Below are 24,591 nucleotides of genomic sequence, written 5' to 3'. Positions count from 1 at the left end.
TCTTATCATACAGCAGTATTTGGTTTTACAATCAGTTTAAAATATTTTTCTATTCGCAGCCGGCACCTTTTATTAAAATGGTAGTGCCTTTTATTTCGTAAGAAGCGTTGATGGCTTTACATATAAAATCCAATTTTGAATACAGGTCCTGGCGAATAATGTTTCCTGTAAAAGTGCACTTATTGATATTTTCATTTTCAGCAATAATATCAATAGCATATTCTTTAGAAATTGCTGTTAATACTTTCGCCATTTCTTCATTTTCGAAATTGAAATTTTCCGGTTTTTTATTCATCAGCGGCATTGGCTTTTCTACAAGCGAAGCCACAAACATTCTTGTATTAACCGAATAAATAACTTTTTGATTAGGGGTTAACACAACGCCGTTCTCGGATTTATTTTTTTGATTTTTCAGCAACGCCTGGTTTTCCGATACTTCTACCCTGCCTGTAAGCACTGCTACTTCTACTTCTTTATTGGCCTTTTTGGTATTGATGGTGAAACTGGTACCAATTACGTGAGTGATTAAATTATTGTGATAAATATAAAAGGGGCGTTTTGCATTTTTAGATACTTCAAAAAAAGCTTTACCTTCTAAATACACTTCTCGTTTATCGGCAGAAAAATGTTCGGGATAGTTTAAGGCGGTACCGGGTTCAATTACTACCGATGTACTATCCTCCAATAATATACTAATGGCTTTACCTGTATTGTTGGTTTTATTGATCATGCCCGATTGAGGCATAGCAGCGGTAAGGTTATTACGATCGGATAAACCATTATTACTATTGAACCGGACAGCAAAAAAAACAATCGCTCCAATTACCGAAGCTGCCACTGCCCATTTAACAATAGCCATTTTATAGAACGGGCGTGCAGGTTGTATTGAGGGTTGTTCTGTAAGTAAAGTTTTTTCCTGTATCTTTTCCCAGATCCTGCTGTGTATAGCATTCAGGTCGCTTTCGGTGTAGGATGCAAAAATATTATTATCCTCAGATAATTCCAGCAGGTTATCAATCATCTGCCTTTCTTCGGTGGTGCAGGTATTGTTAAGGTATCTGCCAAGCAGGTTGTACAACGCTGTTTTACTCATATAGCAATAGGTATATACAAGCAGTAACGCAAAAGGCCTGTAACCCTAAAGACTGGTAAATATTTTTTTAGCTGGCTAAAAACAGGAGTAACAAAAACAAAAAATCTTTAAGCTGTATGCGGAGAAATTTGAATGATTTGGTAATATGATATTCCACAGCTTTTTCAGTTAAATGAAGTTGTAATGCGATCTCTTTGTTGCTGTAATTACCCACTTTGCTCAGCCGAAAGACTTCCTGTGTTTTTTCGGGCAGTTCGGCTACAGCTTTTTCCCAGGCCTCCATTACATTACGCAGAAAGAGGTTGTTCTCTGTTTCATTATCATTGTTTGGAAGCGCAACAGCAAGATTCTGGTATTTTTTATCTTTTATTTTAGCACGGATATAATTTAACACACCAAACTTTGCGGCCTGCACCAGGTAAGCTTCTAAATTTTGTATAGAAACCGCATTTCTTCTCTGCCATAAAGAAACAAAAACATCCTGGCAAAGGTCTTCCGCAATTTGTTGGGTATGTACTTTACCCACAGCATAACGAAATACTACAACCCAATAGCGGCGGTAAATTTCATCAAATGCCCCGGTATCTGACCGGCCCAGCATTTCCAGTAAGGTCTCATCTTTTTGCAGTTGGTAATACATAGCAGGTAGCTTTCGCTGAAGTAAAAGTACAAATTTTGCAATTGATTGATCAAGAGGTTTTCCACCAAAATTATTTTACCTGTTGCCTGGTTAGCAGATATAATAAAAATTAAAGACATCAATTTTTTGAAGCATTACAGTGCTTACAATAATGACTGAAAGAATTTAGCAATGAAAGAATATAATTATAGGCTTTATTTAACAAGCTCCTGAATTACTTTTGCCAAATGCGGTTTTTGTCTGTTTTATTGTTGTCATTATGTTGCCTTGCAGCCAGTTTGCAAAGCAATGCTATTGATATACCCATAAAACAACAGCAGGCACCAACTGAATACAGGGCTGTTGAACAGGCTGTTCCGGATGATGCATTAAATGATTATTACCAGGTTGCTGCAACTGCACATGTTGCAGCTCACCATTCCGTATCTAAAGAAGTTTCCGGTTTTTTCACGGGCAATACGGCTAAAAATATCAGGGCTTATATTCCAAATGACAGCTTTCAAAACAGCCGCATACATTCTTCAGGCAATTATGCCAAAACTTTCAGGATCAAACTGATCTTTCCACAGCATTATCATTGGTAATGGTTGACACCTTATTGCTATCGCAATTCTGCCGGCTGATTCAATAGCCGGTTATTTATTTATTTCAAAAAAACTTAATTATGTCAACCATACTTATGGCAATACTCATACTTGCCTTTACTATAATACTACCCTGGATCTTTATTGCACGTCATAGAAAAACTTTAAAAAAAAAGGAATATGAAAATTTCCGCAGGTTTAGTTCTGCCGGTTCCGATCGTGACCTTTCTTTTTCCCGGCAGGAGATCATTCAAAATAAATTTATTGGCTTTGATGGTATACAACAGGTATTGATGATTGCTGAACTGGATAATGATTATGATATCACCTGTATTCCTGTAAAAGAACTGGCACAATGCAAAATTGATAAAGAATATTACACCCATGGCGATACCGCTGCCGACAAAGAAAAAATATTAAAGGAGATCAGGTTAGTATTCCATTTACGGAATAACAGCGAGCCCATTGATGTTTTATTTTATAACAATCAAAGTGATAGCATCTATCTTATGGCAGACATGGAAACAAAAGCCAGGGAATGGCAAACTGTGATCTCAAAAATGATTCCTAAATCTGTTGCAGTAAAAGTGTAATACAGGCTACATAAATAATTACTCCACTGAATTTATCGGGAGTTAGTATTTATTTATCAAAAAAGAAAAATTAACAGTTTTATTATCGCCGGCTAAGGGTTGGTTTTTACCTTTACCGGTGATAAATTATTCTCACAACATATTTTATAAACCTCATTCTATTTCCAATTAAAAAAAATCTCATGAAACTTACATTAGTAATGATGACTGCGCTGTCATCTGTAGCATTATTTTCCTGCGTTAGCAGTAAAAAATTTAAAGCATCAAAAGCTGATTATGTATTGCTGGAAACCCGCTATAAAACAATAGAAGGCAACCTTACCGATTGCAATAAAAAAACGGAAGTTTTAGAAACCGAAAAAGCATCATTAAATACAAGGATCACCGACCTGAATGCACAGATAGAATACCTGAAAGCCAATAATAACCAGGCATTAAAGCAGCTGGAAGATTTTTCAGTAATATCAGCCAAACAAGCCGAAAGCATAAAAAAATCGATGGAAAATATTGGCGCTAAGGATAATTACATTCAGACTTTACAGCAACAAATGGCACATAAAGATTCGCTGAATATGGCATTGGTGATGAACCTTAAGGGTGCTGTTGGCAATATGAACGATGATGATATTAATATTAAAGTAGAGAAAGGTGTGGTGTATATCGACATTTCGGATAAACTACTTTTTAAGAGTGGCAGTTATGATGTAACAGATAATGCCAAAACAGTTTTGGGTAAAGTGGCCCAGGTATTAAAAAATCAGCCTGATATTGAATTTATGGTAGAAGGTCATACAGACAATGTAGCTTACCGTGGTAATAATGTTTTACTTGACAACTGGGACCTAAGTGTGAAAAGAGCTACATCGGTAGTGAGGATATTGCAAAAACAATATGGACTTGATCCTTCTAAAATGGCTGCTGCAGGGCGTGGTGAATATAAACCTGTTACAGATAATTCCACTACGGAAGGAAAAGCATCTAACCGCAGAACAAGAATTGTAATATTACCGCAGCTTGATCAATTCTTTAAATTGCTGGAACCGGTGCAAAAATAACTGTACCATTAACCTGATTTGTTTATATCAAAATTCTGAGCCAAACAGAGAAATTAAAAAAGCCCGTAACTATTATTTACGGGCTTTTTTAATTTGCGCAATAACTATTTTACCGGGATTTTCTACCACAGATAAAATAAATTACCTAAAACTTATTATGGCTTTTTTAATTTAAGTGCTTTCGCTTTTTTTTGTGCTTTTAAAGCTAATTCAGTAGCCAGGAAGCAATGTTTTTGTGACATTGCAGTTTCGGTTCTGTTTAAAACATCGTCAACCAATAAAGGACCAAATGGTAACACCTCGTTATTACAATCAATGTGAACCATTTCGGTTTTATTGGCCATATATAAATGATTGCCGCCTTTAAGCCCTGATGCGATATCTGTATTTTTTCTTACTTCAATAAAACCATCCGTTCCTAAAATAGTTAACCTCCCATCTCCCCAGGTATCTAAACCATCAGGTGTAAACCAGTCAACCCGTATATAACCGGTTCCTCCGTTTCCACTTAACATTACATCACCAAAATCTTCAAATAAAGGTTTATCGGGATGATGCACATTACCTACCTGCGACATTAATACTTCTGCCTCAGTAGAACCGGTAAAATGTAAATACTGATCAAATTGATGAGAGCCTATATCGGTAAGAATGCCCCCAAATCTTTTTTTATCCCAAAACCAATCGGGCCTTACGGCCAAACCAGTTTTGCCGATACCATTATTAATTCTGTGTGGTGCTAAATTTACGGTTTGAATTACCTGCCCGATAGCACCTGCAGCAACCAGTTTACTTGCTTTTTCGGTCGCTTTATTTTCGAAACGCTCACTATACATGATGGAGTAAATTCGCTTTGTTTCCTGCTGTACTTTTTTAACCGCCGCTAATTGTTCTAATGTAATAATGCCCGGTTTATCAGTCAGGTAATCTTTACCATGTTTCATCACACGAATACCTAATGGCGCTCTTTCGTCAGGAATGCCCGAACTTAATACTAAATGAATAGCCGGATCTTCTAAAATCTCATTTTCGTTTTTTGCCAGTTTTGCTTCGGGATATAATTTTAAAAATGCAGCAACAAGATCGGGTTGCTTTGCATACAAAGCCACCAGTTCACCACCCCCTCTTTTTATGGCGTCTGTCATTCCATAAATATGAGGATGATCGATATTAATAACCGCAAATTTTATTCTGTTGGTAATAATTGGTTTGGTATTGGTTTGTGGGATAGTTTCTGATCTGAGCTCGTTTTTAAATCCAGATAATAAATACATTCCAGACAATACAGAAGCATTTTTTAAAAATTTACGACGATTTGAATTGGATTGGTTCATGGTGATAGTTTTAATGGTTCAATATAAGCAAAATGGGGCATAAAAAAATCCCTGCAAATGCAGATATTTAGTTTTGTAGTCCTCCCTAAACAATTTTCGAACTTATTTATAATGGATCTAAAGCGATTGGCAAGCATTGTTGCTTAACAAGCAACGCTTTAGTTTTTTACCATTACGCAATTAAAAATGGCGAATATGAAAACAGACAAATACTATATGGAGTTCATCCCATCCATTAAGACACAAATTGGGAGCAACTTCTACATTATTTCAGCACCGGGAAGATAATTTCTTATAAGATTAAGGCTCAAAAATACGGAGTTAAGATGCCTGACCAGATTTTGGCAGACCAGCAAAAAGAATTAGCAGGTTTAAAAGGGTTTTCACCCGGTAACTTTAAAAAGATAAGACTATTTGCAGAAGCGTATTCAACCTACTTTGTAATTGGCTCAACGTATCATTTCTGTCGTGTATTTAAATGCATACAGCAATTATGAGTATATGTAAATATTTCATTTTACTTCAGGTGCCTGAAGTTTTTTTAAAGTTATTCAAGCATCTTTCGCAATGCGTTAATATCAAAATGCTGCTCCCAATTGTTGAACAGCCTTGAAGAGTAACCATAATCTTTAGTGATCTCATATCGAAACTGTACTTCCATAAACAAAGGTTTTGCAGACTGGCCGTTGTTGGATACAAAATAAGCCGGGTTTAAAACATACAGCGCACATTTATATTCTCCTTCCTGATCATAAAACCTACCCAAAGCATCCAGGATTTTATTTGCATCTTTTAGCAATTTATCCTGGTCTACCACTGCCGGCTTCTGTAACCATTCTGGTGTTTGTCTGGCAAGCAGATCATTCACTTTTGCTTTTTTTGCTTCATATATCTTAGGGTAAGCCAGTTTATCTGCTTCCAAAGCGGCCAGGTTTCTTTTTGCATAGTCAGCCGTATTATTTCCGATTGATTTAATTCTTTCTGCATTGTCATATTCAAAATTGGCTTTTTCTATTTCAAAATATTCCAGCATATCCTGCAGGTATTGTTTACGACTAACGGGAACCAGTAAATGCACTCCCGGCCTGGCAAGGAAATAACGTCGGTCTATCCATTGATAGGAATCAGGCCCGTGATTATCATACCTTGCCCCACCTTCCCAATGCTCAACATAGCCATTACCATTGTTGAGCTTTAAAAAGTCGCCATGAAAATCTTTATAGTTATCAGAGCGGGCAACCATCAGCGTTGCCTCTGAAATATATTGCGATACACGACTGGGATTGTTTGCTTTGTCTTTTTCAAAATTGGGGCCCACTTTCGCTTCTACAGGAATTTGATACAACGGATTTCCATTTTTCATATTGAACTCCCCCGTGCCCACTGCATGCACGCCACCCGGCATTATAGATGGATTGAAGTCAACCCTGAAAGTCGTTCTGTATTCATCTACTATTTTGCTGGCGTGTTGGACAATATTGCAAACTAAAGCGTATACGCTCATGCTGTACCCGTAGTAGGCATAAACATTTTTGCCGTAATTGCTGCTGCCCCACCTGGTAAAACTTACCCTGGCAACACATCCTGTCAATGTAAAATCTTTGCGGCTGGCTTCTTCTGATTTTTCTACAGTGATGAGATTTTTCATCATCGCCGCTTTTTCGGCGGTTGTGCCTTTTAAAGCAAATCCATATTTTGTATTGTTATGGTCAGTATAAATACCGGGCATAGCGTCAACGTCTGCACGTGAACCACATGGTGTTAACGGGTCAGTTATTTTTTTTATTCCTTGCGAAAACCCGGTAATGCTTCCAAACACTATTATTGAAAAGGTCAAAAGATGTTTCATGGTTTATGATTTATTTATTTAAAGATACCCGTACCATTTAATGAACCTGCGCCGCTATTAAGGCTCATTCTTCCTTCCATACCAGCACTTGCTCCGGCACCGCCTACACCAGCGGTAGCTTCTACACCGGCACTCACCACTACATCTGTTACACCAGTTCTGTCAATTTCAATATCTGCACCTGCGCCAGCGCTTACACTTGCCTGTAGAGGCCCCAATTTACCACCGGCAGTTACTTTAGGCCCAATGCTAACGGTACAATTTTTAAAAGAATCACCAAAACCGGCGTGATCTAGGTCTTGATTTAAAGTACCGCTGATCACACCTGCGTTAAAGGTCGTAGTTAATCCACTGCAGGTAAGCGTCATCGTAAAACCGAGCCTTGCACTTCCAAATTCGCTGTTGATGGTACAATTAGGGTCTTTGAATTGTGTTAACCTACCGCTTTTTCCTCCTGCATCATTCACACAATCATATTTTATTATGTTGGCAAAGTTGAACCCATTCTGTGTCAGGCTAAGATCTTTCAACCATTGCGCCTGCAAGCCTGCATTGATGCCGGGCAATAATTTAGGGTATGTGGTATACAATGCTGAGTAAGACATTTCATTGAGCAGTTGTTTCTCTGCAGCGAGGTAATTATTATACAGGCCTTCTAATTTAGTATTGTATAGTTTTAAAAATGCATCCGATGCTTTTACAGATTCCCTGCAGATCATGTCCAATGTGGTATGTCCGCCTTCTCCCACATCGCTGATTTTTTTATTGATAACCACCATTGCATCGTCGTATTCTTTCTTTAACGCACCGCCTTCTCCATTCATATACTCTTTGATACTTTGAGCAGCAGCTTGTTTTTTTTGTTGCAGATTTTGTAACACTATATTTTCCCTGGCATTCATTTTATTGGAATACATAGGCGCTGCTACAATTTTCATCGCTTCGCTCTGACTTACAGAATTGGGATTTGCCAGGGTTTTATTCATGACATCCATAAATTGTTTTTGTTGTTGTTCCAATTGCTTCAGCGTTTCTTTATTGGATTGTTCGGCAGCTTTCTGTAATGGTTTTAAACGTTGCTCAATATCTGCACGAAATTGTTTCCATACCGGATCCATTGCTCTGCACTCTGCTACTGATTTTGGAAAGGATGGCATAGCAAAGCCTCCGAGATTTAGTAAATCATCGCTTTTATTTGATGGTGGAAAATTGTTGTAATCACCAGTACCCGGGATGTAGCCTAAACTTTTCAACAGGTCTGCTCTTGTATTACTATACCCTTGTTTAAAAGCAGTTTTTGCTGCGGCAGTGGCTGCTGTTTTATTGCCTTTGCCTTCAGCGATCATACACATGGTTTCGTTGGCTTGTGCATGCGTTGCTGAAATGGTAAGCGTGGTATCTAAATATTTTTTTGCTTTATCTGCATCGCCTAAGGCAAACCATGCCTGGCCAAGATTGTTAAGTACCGTACTATTTTTTTTAAACCTGTCATTCAGGTTATTAAGAATAGGGATCGCCATTTCAGGTGCGCCCATCATCGTTAACATCGATGCATAATTATTTAAGTTGTCAGTGTTACTGGCATCATCATTACACACTTGCGCCATTAAGCTCAATGCGATCTGCGTACGGCCACCTGCCCATAATGCAGTAGCGGCATTGCCCATTTCATCAATCGTTACTCCTTTTTGTTTAAGATCTTTATAAATATCGTTGGCCTTATTTTTTGCAGCAGGCAATACAGCAGCAAAAGTTGTATTACCTGTGTTGCCAATGAATGCACTCATATTTGCATTGGAAAGTGTGGCAGCAATGGCTTTGGTATTTTTTACAACATTACCCTTTGGAGCAGACTGGTTGCTGTTTACCTGGCTCATAGCATTATTCATTTTTTGCCCCACTCCCATGCTATTGAGCAGACTGTCATACCCTCTTTTTGCATCCGGGCTCATGCCGGATGTTTTCTCATTCAATTTTTTCATAGCTTCTGCCATTCGCTTTTTATCAGCTTCCATTTGTTCTTTGGAAGGTTTTTGCGCAAAGGCAAATACAGTAAAAAATGTTGCAGTGATAAGTAAGAATATTTTTCTCATTGTATAAATGTTTGATCTGGATGTAAGTCATTTTTTAAATCTTCTGAAAAGGAACAACCGTTTCAATTCTGTTCTTATCATAATCACACTGATATAAACCCATTAAATTTCTCCATTCATTATTTCCAGATTTTCTTGAATAAAATCTTATAAAGTATTTTGTTACCGGGCCTGAAGCAGTCTTTCTTTCCAATACATTTCCTTTAAAAGCAAATACACCTGCGCCTTTAAATTGTTTGCTTTTAATTAGGTCATTGTAATAGTCATAGCCCACTGTATAAGAAGATTGTGTTAACACATAGTATTTTCCCTCTGCAGTGTAACTGGTAGCAACACTTAAACTATTGCCATATACCCCACTGCCTGACACCCATGTACCTGTTAGTTGTGTTTTATAATCTACATTTTTTTCGGCAGTGCCATTTATTTTTAAAGTGAATAAAAGAAAATTCAAGCTCATTTCCATCTCGCTGCCCAGTATGTTATCAGCTGAATTAATAATGGCTACATTTGTTCCTACCTGTATAAGCAACACGGTGCCTTTTACAACATCACCCCCTTTTTTAGTTATGCTATTGCTTAACATATAATAGGGTAACCCCTGGCTGGTAACTCCTTTTTCATGATCACCTTTTTCGAATAACTGGTTATCAGAAGCGTTATACAAACTCCAGCCATCAAACACTTCAAAGAAGATATGCTCCATATCTTTTTCTAAACTGCCCGATGACTTAACCATACTCATAAACTCAATAATTCTTTTTCCTGTAGTGGTATTTTTTTCTACCGTTAAACTATTTGCCCCGGCATTTAAACTCCATGTAGGCGGAACAGTAATGGCATAAATATTTTTACTTCCTGAACCGGTTGTAGTGTTTATTGGTGGTGACGATTTGGTAGTATTGTTTTTTGCAGCTGCTATTTCGTTTAAGTCCAGGCTTTTTATAAAACCCAATATGTCGTTTTGATATTTATCTGTGTTGGTCATAACTACCACATTGGCCATTTTGCTATTTCCTGTAGCGGTTATGAGTGTTACCCATCCTTTATTGCCGCCATCTGTATAGTTGGCTTGCCCCGAGATGACGTTCCATCCTTTTTCGATAGCAGGTGCTTGCATGGTTGGTTCTCCGGAAACAGTCACCGTGCCTTTTACCAATGTTTCCCAACTGTTATTAAAGTTTTCGTTTGCCGTTGCCGTGGTTGCAGCCGACTGCAAAATAATAACAGTAGCATAGTTTCCTTTGCCATCGCTTTTGGCAGACAGTTGTATACCTTTCTCCATTTCTATTTTATCCCAGCCTTTAGGTATAGTATAATTTAATACATCAAAGGTTTGTTTTTGGGCAAATGTGGAAATGGAAATGAATGCAACAAATAAAACGGAAAATATTTTTTTCATATAATAGATGTGTTTATAAAACCTTGAGTAATGGTAAAACGGTTAGAGTATGGAGAGTGTAACGCTGTTATTGCTCAAATCCTGATCGCCCGTTTTATTATCCGGATCAAGAACATAAGTAAATACTAGTGGGCCGCCGCAAGCCCCGTGATAACCGTAAGCCACCCCCGATGCAGTAACAACCTGTCCCGGGCTAATAATATTTCCCGGAGCATTTATAGTAAGACGTACAGAAAAGCCGCATACTGAAGCCCCGCAACTAGCCTGGGTTACATTTCCTAATATTATAGGCACCACATAACCAACGTATCCACCACCGTTAACACAATCCCAATATTTAAGTGTATTCAAATCAATATTGGTAGCCCCGATATTGCCAATGGAACAGCTAACATTGTATTCTTTACTAACAGCATTATACTCCACTTTTAAACCGGATATGGCTAAATCTTTGTTCTTAGGAACAAAGCGACCGGCAATTGATATACTGGCAGTGTTATTGCCTTCATCTGTTTCTGCAATCAAATTATTCGCATCTGCTTTAATAGAATAAGTGTAGGTATGGTTGACAAATAAAGGCTGTAATGGATTGGTTACATTCACTTGGGTTACTTTAAATAAAAGCCCTGTTGAATAAATCCTGTCATTCCACTTTTGCCCTGAGTGGAGTATTGACGAAGTATTATTGAATAAAGATGATGGTAGCCCATATCCGCCTGCAGGAGCCCCGTCTAAATAGCATTGAACATTAATATTCTTTATGTCTATATCAGCTACGCCTGAATTAGCAACTGAAAAATAAACTTTCACATCAGGGTTGGTACTTGTTGAATTGTCAACAACACTGTCAATTATTACTGTTAAATCTTTTGCCGGATTGAGACCTGTTTTAGAAATGGACGGCTTTACTACTCCCGATGCCGGCAACACCTGTTTAGGACTAATAGGTAAACTCTTATTCTGTGTTTTAGCTTCTATTGCATTTATAACAAGAAAAGCTAAAAAAAAATATCTTTTCATTTATTAAATTTTATGCTGTAAAAATAATTGAGCGGGGCAGGCAACACAATCATTAAAAAAGATGATTTTTGCAAAAGGCAGCGAAAAATCATTAAAAAAGATGATGTTAAAGCAGCAGCGTTTAACTTTCTTTTGTATTATTAAATAGAAATAATCTGGAATGAAAAAATTACTATGTATTATTCTGATTCTTTTATGTTTTCAATATAGCTATAGCCAGGATCAGGGAAAGATAGATAGTCTCAAAAGACTGTTGAAGGTTGCAAAAGATGATACCAATAAAGTGAAACTATTATACGCTCTTACCCTCGAATATGAAGATCATGACATGCAGGAAGCAATGCAATATGCAAAACAAGGAGGACGATTGAGCGAACAATTGCACTATACAGCCGGTAGTATGAAGTATAATAAAAGAATGATGTACTTATATGCTACGATTATGCAACACGATTCGGCTATATGGTACGGCAAGCAGATTCTTAAAATTGCCACCGAAACGAAGGATTCTTTAAACATTGGTATTGCTTACATTACGTTGGGAGAACGCTACAATTTTAAATCGGATTATGAAACAGGGATAGAATATAGTTTAAAAGGGGTACGTATTATAGAACGGTTAGACACTTCATCCAAAACAAGAGCCACTTTAAATGCCAGTATGGCTGCAAACTACCTGATGATAAAAGACTATAAGAAATCGATTGAATTTGGCGAAAAGACAGAAATCCTCGATAGAAAAAACAAGAACTATAAAAGTCTGACTTGTACATTACTAAATCTGGGTAATGCCTATGATGCATCAGGACAGGATACAAAAGCAATTGAAGTATATAAAGAAAGTTTATCGCTCTGTGATCAATACAACTTTCCAAGTTTTGTTGCTATGAATTGTGAAGGGATGGTAGAAATTATGGACAGGCAAAACAATTTAGAGCAGGTAAAATATTATGCAGAAAAAGGTTTGGCAACAGCCATTAAAATAGCTGACAGCTTTAATATTATGTCTTGCTATCAAAATTTGTCTGTCTATTATTTAAAAACAAATCAACACGCTAAAGCCAAAGAATTACTTTTTAAGGCGCTTGCTATTAGTAAGGCCAATGATTATAAAGAAGCAAGAGGAACAATATCACTAAGTCTCTCTAATGTGCTGTATGCAGATCATGACTATGCTTTAGCGTCTCAATATCAAAGAGAAGCCACAAAAATTAAAGAAGATATTTTTACTGAATCAATGGCTCAAAAACATGCCAACGAAGAAGTAAAATTTGAAACAGAAAAAAAAGAAGCGCAGATAAAATTGCAACAGGCAGAACTCAGGCAAAAAAATATATTTAACTATTTTCTTATTGCGGGTGCTGCTGCTTTATTACTGATCCTTTTACTCGGCTTCCGAAATTATCGAAACCGCCAAAAATTACAACAGGTAAAAATTGATGAACTGGAAAAAGAAAGACAACTCACTGCCACAGAAGCAGTACTAAAAGGCGAAGAACAGGAACGTACCCGTCTTGCAAAAGACCTGCACGATGGATTGGGTGGAATGCTAAGCGGTATAAAATTTTCATTAAGTAATATGAAAGGGAATTTAATAATGACGCCGGATAACACCCAGGCTTTTGAACGCAGCATAGATATGCTGGACAGTTCCATAAAGGAAATGCGCCGGGTGGCACATAATATGATGCCCGAAATACTTTTAAAATACGGGCTGGATATTGCCCTGAAAGAATTTTGCAACGAAATTGACTATAGCGGCGTAATTCATTTGAGCTATCACTCTATCAGTATGGATAAAACTGTAATTGATCAAACAACGGCAGTTACTATTTACCGTGTTGTACAGGAACTGGTAAATAATGTCATCAAACATGCTGCTGCAAAAAATGTGCTGGTGCAGGTTCATGCATCGGAGCAGGAAAAACAGTTAGCGGTTACAGTTGAAGATGACGGTAAGGGATTCGACATTGCCCTGTTGCAACAATCACCGGGGATCGGGTGGAGCAATATTCAACATCGTATTGATTTTTTGAAAGGTAAAATAGACATCAATTCAGAACCGGGAAAAGGTACTTCTGTATTAATAGAAATAAATATTTAGTGAAAACAAGCATATTTGTAGTTGATGACCATTATATGGTAATTGAGGGTATCCGTTCATTATTACAAAATGAAAACGATATCGAATTGATGGGTCATGCAACCAATGGCGCTTCCTGTCTTGCATTTTTAAAACAGCAGTTACCAGACATTATTTTGATGGATGTTAACCTGCCTGATATTAGTGGTATTGAATTATGCAAACAAGTAAAACAACTGTATCCTTCTGTTTTTATATTAGGGTTGAGCACTTTTAACCAGCAGGCCATTATCCGTAATATGACAGATAACGGAGCATCAGGTTATATTTTAAAAAATGCAACAAAAGAAGAATTACTTGAAGCCATTGCTGTTGTATTGACGGGTAAAAATTATTTGAGTATAGAGGTGGCACTTTCATTGCGGAAGAGCAGCAATGAAATGCCCATGATAACCCGTAGAGAAAAAGAAGTGTTACGGCTGATCGCTGAAGGTTTTACCAATACAGAAATGGCAACAAAACTTTTTATTAGTGTTGCTACAATTAATACCCACCGCAAAAGTCTTTTGGAGAAATTTGATGCCAAGAATACTGCGATCCTTATTGGAAAAGCTACAAAACAGGGGTTGATTTAAATGTCCGGGGCTTTATCAATAATCGCTGAATGAAATTTCTTCTTGCAGGTTTTTCAGCCGCAATATCAGCAATGAGACTTACAAATTATCCGAAAGTAAGCACTGCATAGTTGGGAAGTGCCCGATAATATTAAGATCCGGGCAAAATCCGGACTCCGTAAATTAGTCTACCTCTTCACTTTATGAATTACAGAGTTAAAAGAGGCAAAAATTTCGAACTAAAAAACTCGTTCTCAGAGAATGGGTTTGGGCATTTGTAAAAACTTGCCGGGTGACTATCTACAGTTCAAACTTACTATTGAATGATATAGCACAATTATTGGCATATTGAAAAATCCGGTAACATTACCCCACGCTGCCATACCAATTAAACTTTAAATTCTCATGGCCAGGGGGTTTACAAAAGGTAATATCTCTTAAGTTGCACAAAGTCTCTTTCATATAGTTTTTACAACATATCCCAACGGGGGGGGTTACAAAAACTACCCACTGTTGGGTAGGCTGTAGTAAAAAAATACCATTAGCTTTAACCAAATATTATTTATGAAATTACCTGCCGGTATTGCAATTGCTTTTGTGTGTTTTACAATGTTTACTGCATCAGCTCAAATAACACCCGCCAAAGCAAAGGCTGATACATTAAAAACAAAACCATTTAAACTAACGGACGAATATGATTTTTTTTCAAAAACAAGCGACGTTAAAAAAAATGATTCCGCAAGTTTTATTAACTCGAATGATTTTTTGGCAGCATTGGATTCGTTTTTAGATGTGTCCCTGAGCTGGAAGGCGCAAAGAAACAATACAGATGTGTTTGTTACCACAGCATCTCCTCTGTTTAATGCCGACCATTATGATGGTTTTATTATTGCACCACGGCAGGCAAAAATATTGCACCTCAATATTACCGGTTCTCTTTTTTCCAGTAATACTTTCAGCCCTGCCTATGTCCCTTTTTATTTACAAGTAAAGAGTGGTAAAACGGTATATCTTAATGAATTGGAGCAGGGCAAAAAAACAATCAATATTTCATTGAACTCTACCGACACTGTTGCTATAGTTTTTGTAGCCCACCCTCCCGAAAATGATAAAGCACATTTTCATTGCGAATGGAGCATTGGTGACACGGCCGCCTATAGTTATGCCGGCCAAAAACCAGAAATTGTTTTTGACAAAATGCTGGAGCTTGCGCCTAACCAGTTTACAAATATCCGCAACGACAAATTTGGAGAGCCCGATAATATCGAGTATCCCACAGGGCTATTCGCACCACTGCCGGCAGAAAGGATCGCTTTCAATACCCATGTTACTCAATACACGGGCAAAAAGCTACCAACAGGCAAAGCCGCAGACATTATCAATGCCGAATGGAACAAAAAGATAACGGATTGGCTGAAAGGTTACAATGTTACTGACGTTAAAAAAACAGAAACCGGCGATCGCAAATTAAATACTGATACAGAGATAACCACCTACACCAAAAAAAATGCACAGGGCAAAGTATTATTTATTATAAAAGTATTTAAAGAACAGGTGGAAGAAGCAGGAAATGAGGCTGACGTTGTTTTTTGGAATACCGGAGTGAGTATTTACTGATTTTGTTGCCGTAGGTATCTGAATGAATAAAGTTCTAACCAAAAAGTAGTCAAATAACATTTTTCAGAACTACAAAACCCGCTTTGATAGCGGGTTTTGTGATACATCAATTACTTGTCGGGATGACAAGATTCGAACTTGCGACCCCACGCCCCCCAGACGTGTGCGCTACCGGGCTGCGCTACATCCCGAATTCCTGAAAATTGCAGCATCTTTCTATATTGAATAGAAATATTACTTTAAATTTTACCGGAGGGCAAAAGTAATCGAAAATTTCAACTTTAAAAACTTCAACTTATCTTATTATCTTTGCGCAACTTTTTTTTACATGAAGGTTTTAATTAAGCAAGCCAGAATCATTTCCCCCGCTTCTCCTTTTAACGGACAAACCAAGGATATTTTAATACATGAAGGCTCTATCTTAAAGATAAGCGACGCTATTAATGAGCCTGCCGACCAGGTAATTGACCAACCGGGCTTATGTGCCAGCATTGGCTGGATGGACATTTTTGCCAACTTTGGCGATCCCGGCCACGAGTATAAAGAAACTTTGGAAACCGGAGCCAGGGCTGCAGCCGCAGGAGGCTTTACAGATGTATTGGTGCTACCCAATACCAGCCCGGTGGTACATAATAAGTCGCAGGTGGAATATGTCATTCAAAAGTCAAGAACGCTGGCGGTAAATATTCGTCCTATTGGCGCAGTTACAAAAAATGCAGAAGGCAAAGAACTGGCAGAAATGTACGACATGCATCAATCAGGTGCCGCTGCCTTTGGCGATGGTACTAATCCTATACAATCGGCCGGCATTGTACTTAAAGCATTGCAATACGTAAAAAGTTTTGATGGTACGGTGATACAAATTCCCGAAGACAAAAGTATTGGCGCCAACGGGTTAATGAATGAAGGCATCATCTCCACCCAATTGGGTTTGCCCGGTAAGCCTGTTATTGCGGAAGAAATATTAATTGCAAGAGATTTAAAACTGGCCAGGTATGCCGAAAGCAAACTACATTTTACCGGCGTATCTTCTGCCAAAAGTTTAGAATACATTAAAAGAGCTAAAGAAGGTGGCACTACTGTAAGTTGTTCTGTTACACCATATCATTTGTATTTTACCGATACTGATATGCAGGAATACGATACCAATTTAAAGGTAAATCCACCGCTAAGAACAACTAAAGACAAAGAAGCTTTATTGAAAGCCGTGGCTGACGGAACCGTAGACTGTATTGCATCGCATCACTTTCCGCAAAACTGGGATGGTAAGACCTGTGAGTTTGAATATGCCAAAGAAGGCATGATCGGTTTGGAAACCCTGTTTGGCGTAATGGGTAATTTTGAATTGGGCACAGAAAAGCTTATAGAACTTTTAAGTGTGAACCCACGAAAAATATTTGGCATAGCTATACCTGAAATAAAAGAAGGTGCAGTGGCCTGCCTTACATTGTTTAATGCCACAACCGAATATATTTTTGAAGCGCAAATGATACAATCAAAATCGAAGAATTCTCCTTTTGTGGGTAAAAAACTAAAAGGAAAAGTGATCGGCATTATTAATAAGGGTAAAGTGGAATTGAATCAAGCATGATGAAAAATATTACCGCTGCGTATAAAGGTTTATTAACAGGAGCATTGATGATTGTTGCTTGTGTGATTTGCTATTACGGATTAAAAATACCGTTTAACAGTAAAGAACAATTTGCTGTACTGACCATTTATGCTATTGGTATAGTTTGGAGTATTGTAGCTTTTGACAAAGACAATACAGAAGAGAAAAAATTTAAAGCGTATTTTCAGGCCGGTTTTAAAACATTTATTGTAGTTACGTTATTAATGGTAATTTACTGTTTTGTTTTTTATAAGATCAACACAGGCATAAGAGATGAATGGGTAAATAATAACAGCCAGATGTTGCTGAAAGAAGGGAACCACATGCCTGCAGAGATTGCAGAGAATGCCAGGCAACTGAAAAGCATTTTTTTACCAATGATGGTTGGTATTCATCTGTTTAAAAATCTTATTATCGGAGTGTTGATAACAGTAGTTACAGCTGGTTTTTTAATATCACAACATAAAAATTGATTTTTAATTTTAAAAGTATTCGATGGATTTATCAATTGTAATACCACTGTTTAACGAAGAAGAATCTTTACCCGAGCTTTGCGCCTGGATAGAGAGGGTTATGCTGGCCAACAATTATGTGTACGAAATAATTATGATTGACGATGGCAGTACCGATACCTCGTGGCAGGTAATTGAAAATTTACGCAGCGGTAATAATAATATCAAAGGCATAAAATTTCAACGCAACTACGGAAAAAGTGCCGCATTGAATGAAGGTTTTAAAGCAGCACAGGGTGATGTTATCATTACCATGGATGCCGATATGCAGGATAGTCCTGATGAAATTCCTGAACTGAGAAAAATGATTATTGAAGGTGGCTTTGATATTGTAAGCGGATGGAAGAAAAAACGTTATGATAACACCCTCACCAAAAACATTCCTTCTAAATTATTTAATGCTGCGGCAAGAAGAAGTTCCGGCATAAAGCTGCATGATTTTAATTGCGGCCTTAAAGCATATAAAAAGAAAGTGGTTAAGAGTATTGAAGTGTATGGTGAAATGCACCGCTACATTCCGGTGCTTGCCAAGTGGGCCGGCTTTAAAAAAATTGGCGAAAAAGTGGTAGAACACCGTGCAAGAAAATATGGTGTTACCAAGTTTGGCTGGGAACGTTTTGTAAATGGTTTTCTCGATCTGTTCTCCATAACATTTGTAGGTAAGTTTGGTAAAAGGCCCATGCATTTTTTTGGATTGTGGGGCACCATCTGTTTTTTTATCGGCGTATGCTTCAGTGCATACCTTATTATTTGCAAGTTGATAAATTTTGATTTTACCATTACCAACCGTCCTATATTCTATATTGCATTAGCAGTAATGATAATTGGCTCGCAGTTATTTTTAGCAGGCTTTATCGGCGAACTCATCGCAAGAAATTCAACGGAACGTAACAGCTACCTAATTGAAGATAAAAAAGGCCTGCAATAATCATGAAAGTAATCATCATTGGCCCGGCTCATCCATTACGGGGCGGTGGCATGGCAACTTTTAATGAAAGGCTGGCAAGACAATTTCAACAGCAGGGCTTCCAGACGATCATTTATACTTTTTCTCTTCAATACCCTTCATTTATTTTTCCCGGCACATCACAATATTCTGAAGAACCTGCCCCAAAAGATCTGGATATAAAAGTCTGCATCAATTCTGTAAATCCGTTTAACTGGATAAAAGTTGGCCTAAGATTAAAAAAAGAAAAGCCGGATCTTATTGTAGTGCGTTATTGGCTGCCATTGATGGGCCCCTGCTTTGGAACCATCTTACGTATTGCTAAGAAAAACAAACATAGTAAAATAGTTTGTATTGCCGACAATGTTATCCCCCACGAAAAACGTTTTGGTGATAAGCCATTTACGAAATACTTTATAAAGCCGGTGGATGCATTTGTGGTCATGAGTGAAAAGGTATTGTCTGATCTGAGGCTATTTACAAAAGATAAACCTGCACAACTTGTATTGCATCCTTTGTATGATAATTTTGGAGAGAAGGTTTCAAAAGAAATTGCCAGAACTCAATTGGGAATTGACAGCAATGAATTTATAATACTATTCTTTGGTTTTATTAGAAATTATAAAGGATTAGACATTCTCTTTGATGCTGTAAAACTCCTGAAAGATAAAAGATATTCAAATTTTAATTTTAAAGTTTTAGTTGCCGGTGAATTTTACGAGGACAAAAAAAAATACGACCTCCAGATTGAAAAACTAGGTATCAAAGAAAATCTTATTTTACATACTCAGTTTATTTCAGACAGTGAGGTAAAATACTATTTCTGCTCAGCAGATATGGTAATACAACCATACCGAAATGCAACTCAAAGCGGAGTAACGCCTTTGGCCTTTCATTTTGAAATTCCGATGATTGTTACAAATGTTGGAGCTTTACCGGCAATGCTTGCCAATGAAACTGTAGGTCTGGTTGCAGAACCTAATGCAGATTCCATTGCAGAAAAAATCGAAAATTATTACTCGTTAAACCAGGGAAAACTGTTCCTACCTGCTTTACTTCAAGAAAAACAAAAATATAGCTGGTCCAAAATGGTGTACGCAATTCTAACATTATCCAAACAATAATCGTGCATTTTATTGCAAAATTAATTTTCAGTATCCATGATATTCTTCAGTAAAGCACCTCTTCGTATTGGCCTTGCCGGTGGTGGCACCGATGTAAGTCCTTATAGCGATCTCTTTGGCGGCGCTGTACTCAATGCAGCAATTTCACTTGCTGCCCATGCGTCGATCGAGCTTATCACCGAAAACAAAATAATTATTGAAGCACTCGACAGAAATGAAAAACAGGAATTTGCCACTGGCATTCCTTTGCCCACAAATGGCACACTGGATCTGCTAAAAGGTGTTTACAACCGTATTCAAAAAGATCATTCATTACCCAGCGCAGGTTTAAGGCTATCCACTTTTGTAGATGCTCCTGCCGGCTCGGGCCTTGGCACTTCTTCCACCCTTGTTGTGGCGGTATTGGGCGCCTTTATGGAAATGCTGCAATTGCCATTAACCAAATACCAGGTTGCTCAATATGCCTACGATATAGAAAGAAATGACCTGCAATTAACAGGTGGCAAACAAGATCAGTATGCTGCAACATTTGGTGGTATCAATTTTATGGAGTTTTATGATGCCGACAAAGTAATTGTAAACCCATTGACTATTCCATCTGAATATTTACGTACGCTTGAAAATAACCTGGTGTTATATTTCACCGCTATTTCACGGGATAGCACCAGTATTATTCCTGAGCAGGTAAATAATGTACTCACTAAAAACGAAACAAGTATCAATGCCATGCATCATTTAAAAGAGCAGGCAAAAATGATGAAAGAAGTATTACTTGCCGGTAAGCTTGACGAATTGGGGGAAATACTGGATTACGGTTTTAAACAAAAACGCCTGATGGCAAAAAATATCAGCAATAATGCTATTGAAGCCATTTACGATGCTGCAAAAAATGCAGGTGCTACAGGCGGAAAGATCAGTGGTGCCGGAGGTGGTGGCTTTATGACATTTTATTGCCCCGGCAACAGCCGCAATAATGTAATTGAAACCTTAAATAGTTTTGGTGGCGACGTAAAAAAATATTCGTTTGTAGATAATGGATTAACAACATGGAGTATTTGACAGCCTTAAGCCTGGAGAGCTGAATTATAGAAGAGACAAATACCCAATATTCAATGCTCAATGTTCAATGTTCAATGTTCAATGAAAACGCATAATTTTTGACTTCGAAGTTCTTTCCTGAGAATAAAACTACGGTAATAAAGGCCCATGTATTTTATTGAAGGTTGATTGTTGAACATTGAATATTGAGTATTGCTTTGGAAACCAACTTTAGTAATTCTGCTCATCATCGTTGTGTCACTCACTTTTACTGCATACCTTTGCTCATCATTACAGACCCATTTATTAATTACATTTTATTACAAAACATGTTGAATAAGATAAAAGATATCATAGCCGCATCCATCAAAGTAAAACAAGAGCTCTTACAAAATGACGCCTTGCTTGAAACAGTAAATACCTGTGTAACTGAAATTGTAGCTGCCTTTAAAAATGGTAACAAGGTTTTATTTTGTGGCAATGGCGGCAGTGCTGCCGATGCACAGCATTTAGCGGCTGAATTCAGCGGCCGCTTTTATTTAGACCGTGATGCATTACCTGCAGAGGCTTTGCATTGCAACACCTCTTACATGACGGCTGTGGCCAATGATTATAGTTATGATGTTATTTACAGCCGCCTGGTAAAAGGGATAGGTATTAAAGGCGATGTTTTGATAGGCTTATCTACTTCGGGCAACAGCAAAAATATTGTTGCAGCTTTTGAAGTAGCTAAAGAAAAAGGTATGATCACTATTGGTTTTACCGGCGAAAGCGGGGGTAAATTGAAAGCTATTTCAGATTATTTATTGAATGTACCTTCTTCGGACACACCGAGAATCCAGGAAAGCCATATCATGCTGGGCCATATTATTTGCGAACTGGTGGAAGCTCAGTATTTCGCATGATAAAGGAAGCGATAATATTGGCGGGAGGACCGGGTACAAGATTGCAAACTGTGGTGAGTGATGTACCTAAATGCCTGGCGCCTGTTAATGGCATTCCGTTCATTAATTTCATTATTGCCTATCTTAAAAATGAAGGCGTTACCCGGTTTATTTTTTCATTAGGTTACAAAAGTGAGATCGTTACAGATTACCTGGATGTACATTTTAACGAACTGGAAAAAGTGTATGTGATAGAAAAAGAACAGCTGGGCACTGGTGGCGCTGTAAAAAAAGCCTGCGAAGCTGTAACCGCCCAGGATGTGGTAATTGTAAATGGCGATACTATTTTTAACATCAGCCTGCCCGATTTGTTACAGGCACATCATTCTAAAAATGCAGCTTGTACTATTGCACTAAATCATATGTATGATTTTGAACGTTATGGAACGGCAGAATTTAATAAAGATGGTATCATAACAGCATTTCATGAAAAAAAAATCTGTTCAAAAGGCTATATCAACGGAGGTATTTATATTTTAAATGTTTCAGAGTTCTTGAAAAAAGATCTGCCTGAAAAATTTTCATTTGAAAAAGATTATCTCGAAAAATATGTGGCAGAACAAACTTTTATAGGTGTTGTTTTCTATAGCTATTTTACAGATATTGGCGTTCCGGAAGATTACGAAGCCTTTCAAAAAAAATACAGTGATTCGCCAAAGGCAGTTAAAAGCAATTCTTCTGATGACAACATTACAACCATTATAGAAGCTATAGGAACTTTTTTTGACTTATTACATTAAAAACATGCTGAACCTTTCTGACATAGACAAAACCTGGACCTTATTTTTAGACCGTGATGGTGTGATCAACCACGAAAAACATTTAGACTATATCCATACCTGGGATGAGTTTAAATTTTATGATGGTGCTAAAGTGGCCATACAGATATTCACTCAAAAATTCAACCGTATTATTATTGTTACTAACCAACGTGGTGTTGGTAAAGGTGTAACCAAAGAAGAAGACCTGAAGATCATTCACCAGAATATGATCCGTGATATTGAAGCGGTGGGTGGAAAGATTGATGCGATTTATTATTGCCCCGAGCTGGAAAGCCCTAACCGCAAACCTAATCCCGGCATGGGTTTACAGGCCGCAAAAGATTTTGCCGATATTGATCTTTCAAAATCTTTAATGGTAGGTAACACTTTAAGCGATATGGAGTTTGGCCGTAACCTTGGCATAAAAACCGTTTTCCTTACTACTACAAGACCCGAAGTGGATACGAATGACGAACGCATTGACGAAGTGTATCCATCATTGATCGCCTTTGCACTTGACCTGTAAAAATTGGTGTAAATCCATTCAATTACTGTCATCTCTGTTCCGTCTTCCTGCCAAGTTTTAGTTAAATTTAATTCCAATACAATAATTTTGTACCCCTGTTGTTAAAAGGATTAAGTAAATTTATTGCATGAAGAAATTCCTGGCCTTACTGGTTTTTGTATTGGTATATCATTTTTCATTTGCACAGCATATCACTAAAGCTGATGCAAAAATTTTACGGATTAAAGAAGACTCTTTAAAAAAATATTCTGCCAAATTGATCAATGGCATCACGTCTACCGACCGGTTTGCGGCTGATAGTATGCTTACCAGGATGCTGGTAAGGGCATTAAAAATACCTAACTCATTCTATTACGCATTTGATTCTTTAGAAACAATTTCAAAACTGTATGCGCCGGATAGTACGTTTAAAATTTTTACCTGGCAAATGGTGGTCAATGATAATGTGATCCGTCACCACGGCGCTATACAAATGCGTACCGATGATGGCTCATTAAAATTGTATGGCCTGATTGATAAATCGGCAGTAACAAAAAACCAGGTGGATACCGTTGGTAATAACAATGGCTGGATAGGTGCCGTATATTATAACATTGTACAAAAAAGAAGTGCTAACAATGATTACTATACGTTGTTAGGCTTTGATGAAAATAATATCCGTAGTAACAGGAAGATCATTGAAGTACTGAACTTTATTAATGGCGAACCCACTTTTGGTGGCCGTTATTTCAGTTTTGAAGAAGACACAGTTTTTAAAACTTCTATCGGGCGCTACATTATGGAGTATAAAAAAACTGATGGGCCTAAATTGAATTACGATCCTGAAATGGATATGATAATAGTGGAACACCTGATCTCGGAAAGTAATGAGCCCACAAAAAAATGGACCTTGGTTGGTGATGGCGATTATGAAGGTTTTAAATGGAAAAACGGCAAATGGATTCATGTAGAAAAAATATTTGACCAGGTAACGCCATTAGGCAAAGAGCCTGTGCCTAACCCTGTAAGAGATACCAACGGCAATCTTGATGAAAGTAAATTAAAAGGTAATGAGGCTGACAGTACAGAGAAACCGGTAGAAGAAAAACCCAAAGCAGTAAAGCCAAAGACTGTTCCGCCTAAAAAAAAGGTGAAAGGATAGTGCAGCATTC

At 37.6% G+C, this 24,591-nt stretch carries 23 protein-coding genes and 1 tRNA gene; 16 read left to right on the top strand and 8 right to left on the bottom strand.

What is annotated here, in order from left to right; genetic code table 11:
• Nucleotides 1-49 precede the first annotated feature (49 nt).
• Complete coding sequence (locus ACQ334_RS12010; RefSeq protein WP_430988463.1) at nt 50-1,093, bottom strand: FecR family protein; 1,044 nt, start codon at nt 1,091-1,093, stop codon at nt 50-52.
• A 67-nt stretch (nt 1,094-1,160) separates the two neighbouring features.
• A complete protein-coding gene (locus ACQ334_RS12005; protein WP_430988462.1) occupies nt 1,161-1,733 on the bottom strand; it encodes an RNA polymerase sigma-70 factor in 573 nt (190 codons plus the stop codon).
• A gap of 227 nt (nt 1,734-1,960) precedes the next feature.
• Here ACQ334_RS12005 and ACQ334_RS12000 point away from each other — a divergent pair, with 227 nt between their 5' ends.
• The 3 genes from ACQ334_RS12000 to ACQ334_RS11990 all read left to right on the top strand — a co-directional run bounded on the left by ACQ334_RS12000 (nt 1,961) and on the right by ACQ334_RS11990 (nt 3,965).
• Entirely contained in the window at nt 1,961-2,317 is a 357-nt protein-coding gene (locus tag ACQ334_RS12000; protein WP_430988461.1) for a hypothetical protein, read from the top strand.
• An 80-nt stretch (nt 2,318-2,397) separates the two neighbouring features.
• The gene (locus ACQ334_RS11995) at nt 2,398-2,910 is read left to right on the top strand and encodes a hypothetical protein (RefSeq protein WP_430988460.1); all 513 of its coding nucleotides are present in this window, start codon (nt 2,398-2,400) and stop codon (nt 2,908-2,910) included.
• A 182-nt stretch (nt 2,911-3,092) separates the two neighbouring features.
• Nucleotides 3,093-3,965: an OmpA family protein gene (locus tag ACQ334_RS11990; RefSeq protein ID WP_430988459.1), complete on the top strand. Its 873-nt coding sequence runs from the start codon at nt 3,093-3,095 to the stop codon at nt 3,963-3,965.
• 155 nt (nt 3,966-4,120) lie between these two features.
• On the opposite strand, the gene ACQ334_RS11985 is transcribed toward ACQ334_RS11990, so the two are convergent.
• Nucleotides 4,121-5,299, bottom strand: coding sequence for a Gfo/Idh/MocA family protein (locus ACQ334_RS11985; RefSeq protein ID WP_430988458.1), 1,179 nt, complete (start codon nt 5,297-5,299; stop codon nt 4,121-4,123).
• A gap of 326 nt (nt 5,300-5,625) precedes the next feature.
• Here ACQ334_RS11985 and ACQ334_RS11980 point away from each other — a divergent pair, with 326 nt between their 5' ends.
• The gene (locus ACQ334_RS11980) at nt 5,626-5,796 is read left to right on the top strand and encodes a hypothetical protein (protein ID WP_430988457.1); all 171 of its coding nucleotides are present in this window, start codon (nt 5,626-5,628) and stop codon (nt 5,794-5,796) included.
• A gap of 50 nt (nt 5,797-5,846) precedes the next feature.
• On the opposite strand, the gene ACQ334_RS11975 is transcribed toward ACQ334_RS11980, so the two are convergent.
• From ACQ334_RS11975 to ACQ334_RS11960, 4 genes are read right to left on the bottom strand one after another with little or no spacing between them, the layout of a single operon-like run.
• Nucleotides 5,847-7,148, bottom strand: a complete 1,302-nt coding sequence (locus ACQ334_RS11975; protein ID WP_430988456.1) for a hypothetical protein — start codon at nt 7,146-7,148, stop codon at nt 5,847-5,849.
• 14 nt (nt 7,149-7,162) lie between these two features.
• Entirely contained in the window at nt 7,163-9,241 is a 2,079-nt protein-coding gene (locus tag ACQ334_RS11970) for a tetratricopeptide repeat protein (protein ID WP_430988455.1), read from the bottom strand.
• Nucleotides 9,242-9,275: 34 nt separating this feature from the next.
• Nucleotides 9,276-10,643, bottom strand: coding sequence for a hypothetical protein (locus tag ACQ334_RS11965; protein WP_430988454.1), 1,368 nt, complete (start codon nt 10,641-10,643; stop codon nt 9,276-9,278).
• Nucleotides 10,644-10,685: 42 nt separating this feature from the next.
• The gene (locus ACQ334_RS11960) at nt 10,686-11,663 is read right to left on the bottom strand and encodes a CARDB domain-containing protein (protein ID WP_430988453.1); all 978 of its coding nucleotides are present in this window, start codon (nt 11,661-11,663) and stop codon (nt 10,686-10,688) included.
• 160 nt (nt 11,664-11,823) lie between these two features.
• On the opposite strand from ACQ334_RS11960, the gene ACQ334_RS11955 reads away from it, so the two are divergent.
• From ACQ334_RS11955 to ACQ334_RS11945, 3 genes are all read left to right on the top strand, one after another.
• Complete coding sequence (locus tag ACQ334_RS11955; protein WP_430988452.1) at nt 11,824-13,767, top strand: ATP-binding protein; 1,944 nt, start codon at nt 11,824-11,826, stop codon at nt 13,765-13,767.
• On the top strand, nt 13,767-14,381 hold the full coding sequence (locus tag ACQ334_RS11950; RefSeq protein ID WP_430988451.1) for a response regulator: 615 nt from the start codon (nt 13,767-13,769) through the stop codon (nt 14,379-14,381). The genes ACQ334_RS11955 and ACQ334_RS11950 overlap by 1 nt, the downstream gene beginning before the upstream one ends.
• Nucleotides 14,382-14,924: 543 nt before the next feature.
• A complete protein-coding gene (locus ACQ334_RS11945) occupies nt 14,925-15,977 on the top strand; it encodes a hypothetical protein (protein ID WP_430988450.1) in 1,053 nt (350 codons plus the stop codon).
• 117 nt (nt 15,978-16,094) lie between these two features.
• Here ACQ334_RS11945 and ACQ334_RS11940 read toward each other — a convergent pair.
• Nucleotides 16,095-16,168: transfer RNA gene (locus ACQ334_RS11940), tRNA-Pro, on the bottom strand.
• 137 nt (nt 16,169-16,305) lie between these two features.
• Here ACQ334_RS11940 and ACQ334_RS11935 point away from each other — a divergent pair.
• The 9 genes from ACQ334_RS11935 (at nt 16,306) to ACQ334_RS11895 (ending at nt 24,581) form a co-directional block, all read left to right on the top strand.
• Nucleotides 16,306-17,568, top strand: coding sequence for a dihydroorotase (locus ACQ334_RS11935; RefSeq protein WP_430988449.1), 1,263 nt, complete (start codon nt 16,306-16,308; stop codon nt 17,566-17,568).
• On the top strand, nt 17,565-18,062 hold the full coding sequence (locus tag ACQ334_RS11930; RefSeq protein WP_430988448.1) for a DUF4199 domain-containing protein: 498 nt from the start codon (nt 17,565-17,567) through the stop codon (nt 18,060-18,062). The genes ACQ334_RS11935 and ACQ334_RS11930 overlap by 4 nt, the downstream gene beginning before the upstream one ends.
• Before the next feature lie 22 nt (nt 18,063-18,084).
• A complete protein-coding gene (locus ACQ334_RS11925) occupies nt 18,085-19,029 on the top strand; it encodes a glycosyltransferase family 2 protein (RefSeq protein WP_430988447.1) in 945 nt (314 codons plus the stop codon).
• Between the two features lie 2 nt (nt 19,030-19,031).
• Nucleotides 19,032-20,171 carry a glycosyltransferase gene (locus ACQ334_RS11920; protein ID WP_430988446.1) on the top strand — a complete coding sequence of 380 codons (1,140 nt, stop codon included), beginning with the start codon at nt 19,032-19,034 and terminating at the stop codon, nt 20,169-20,171.
• Nucleotides 20,172-20,207: 36 nt separating this feature from the next.
• Nucleotides 20,208-21,230 (top strand): dehydrogenase, encoded by a 1,023-nt coding sequence (locus ACQ334_RS11915; RefSeq protein WP_430988445.1) that lies wholly within the window; start codon nt 20,208-20,210, stop codon nt 21,228-21,230.
• Nucleotides 21,231-21,538: 308 nt separating this feature from the next.
• Complete coding sequence (gmhA, locus tag ACQ334_RS11910) at nt 21,539-22,114, top strand: D-sedoheptulose 7-phosphate isomerase (RefSeq protein ID WP_430988444.1); 576 nt, start codon at nt 21,539-21,541, stop codon at nt 22,112-22,114.
• Nucleotides 22,111-22,893 (top strand): nucleotidyltransferase family protein, encoded by a 783-nt coding sequence (locus tag ACQ334_RS11905; RefSeq protein ID WP_430988443.1) that lies wholly within the window; start codon nt 22,111-22,113, stop codon nt 22,891-22,893. Before gmhA ends, ACQ334_RS11905 begins: the two co-directional genes overlap by 4 nt.
• A 4-nt stretch (nt 22,894-22,897) precedes the next feature.
• The gene (locus tag ACQ334_RS11900) at nt 22,898-23,440 is read left to right on the top strand and encodes a D-glycero-alpha-D-manno-heptose-1,7-bisphosphate 7-phosphatase (RefSeq protein WP_430988442.1); all 543 of its coding nucleotides are present in this window, start codon (nt 22,898-22,900) and stop codon (nt 23,438-23,440) included.
• 127 nt (nt 23,441-23,567) lie between these two features.
• A complete protein-coding gene (locus tag ACQ334_RS11895) occupies nt 23,568-24,581 on the top strand; it encodes a hypothetical protein (RefSeq protein WP_430988441.1) in 1,014 nt (337 codons plus the stop codon).
• Nucleotides 24,582-24,591: the final 10 nt, after the last annotated feature.

This window comes from Ferruginibacter sp. SUN106 (assembly GCF_050611765.1).
In the GTDB taxonomy this organism is placed as follows: Bacteria; Bacteroidota; Bacteroidia; order Chitinophagales; family Chitinophagaceae; genus Ferruginibacter.
This window is presented reverse-complemented; position numbering and strand designations above follow the sequence as displayed.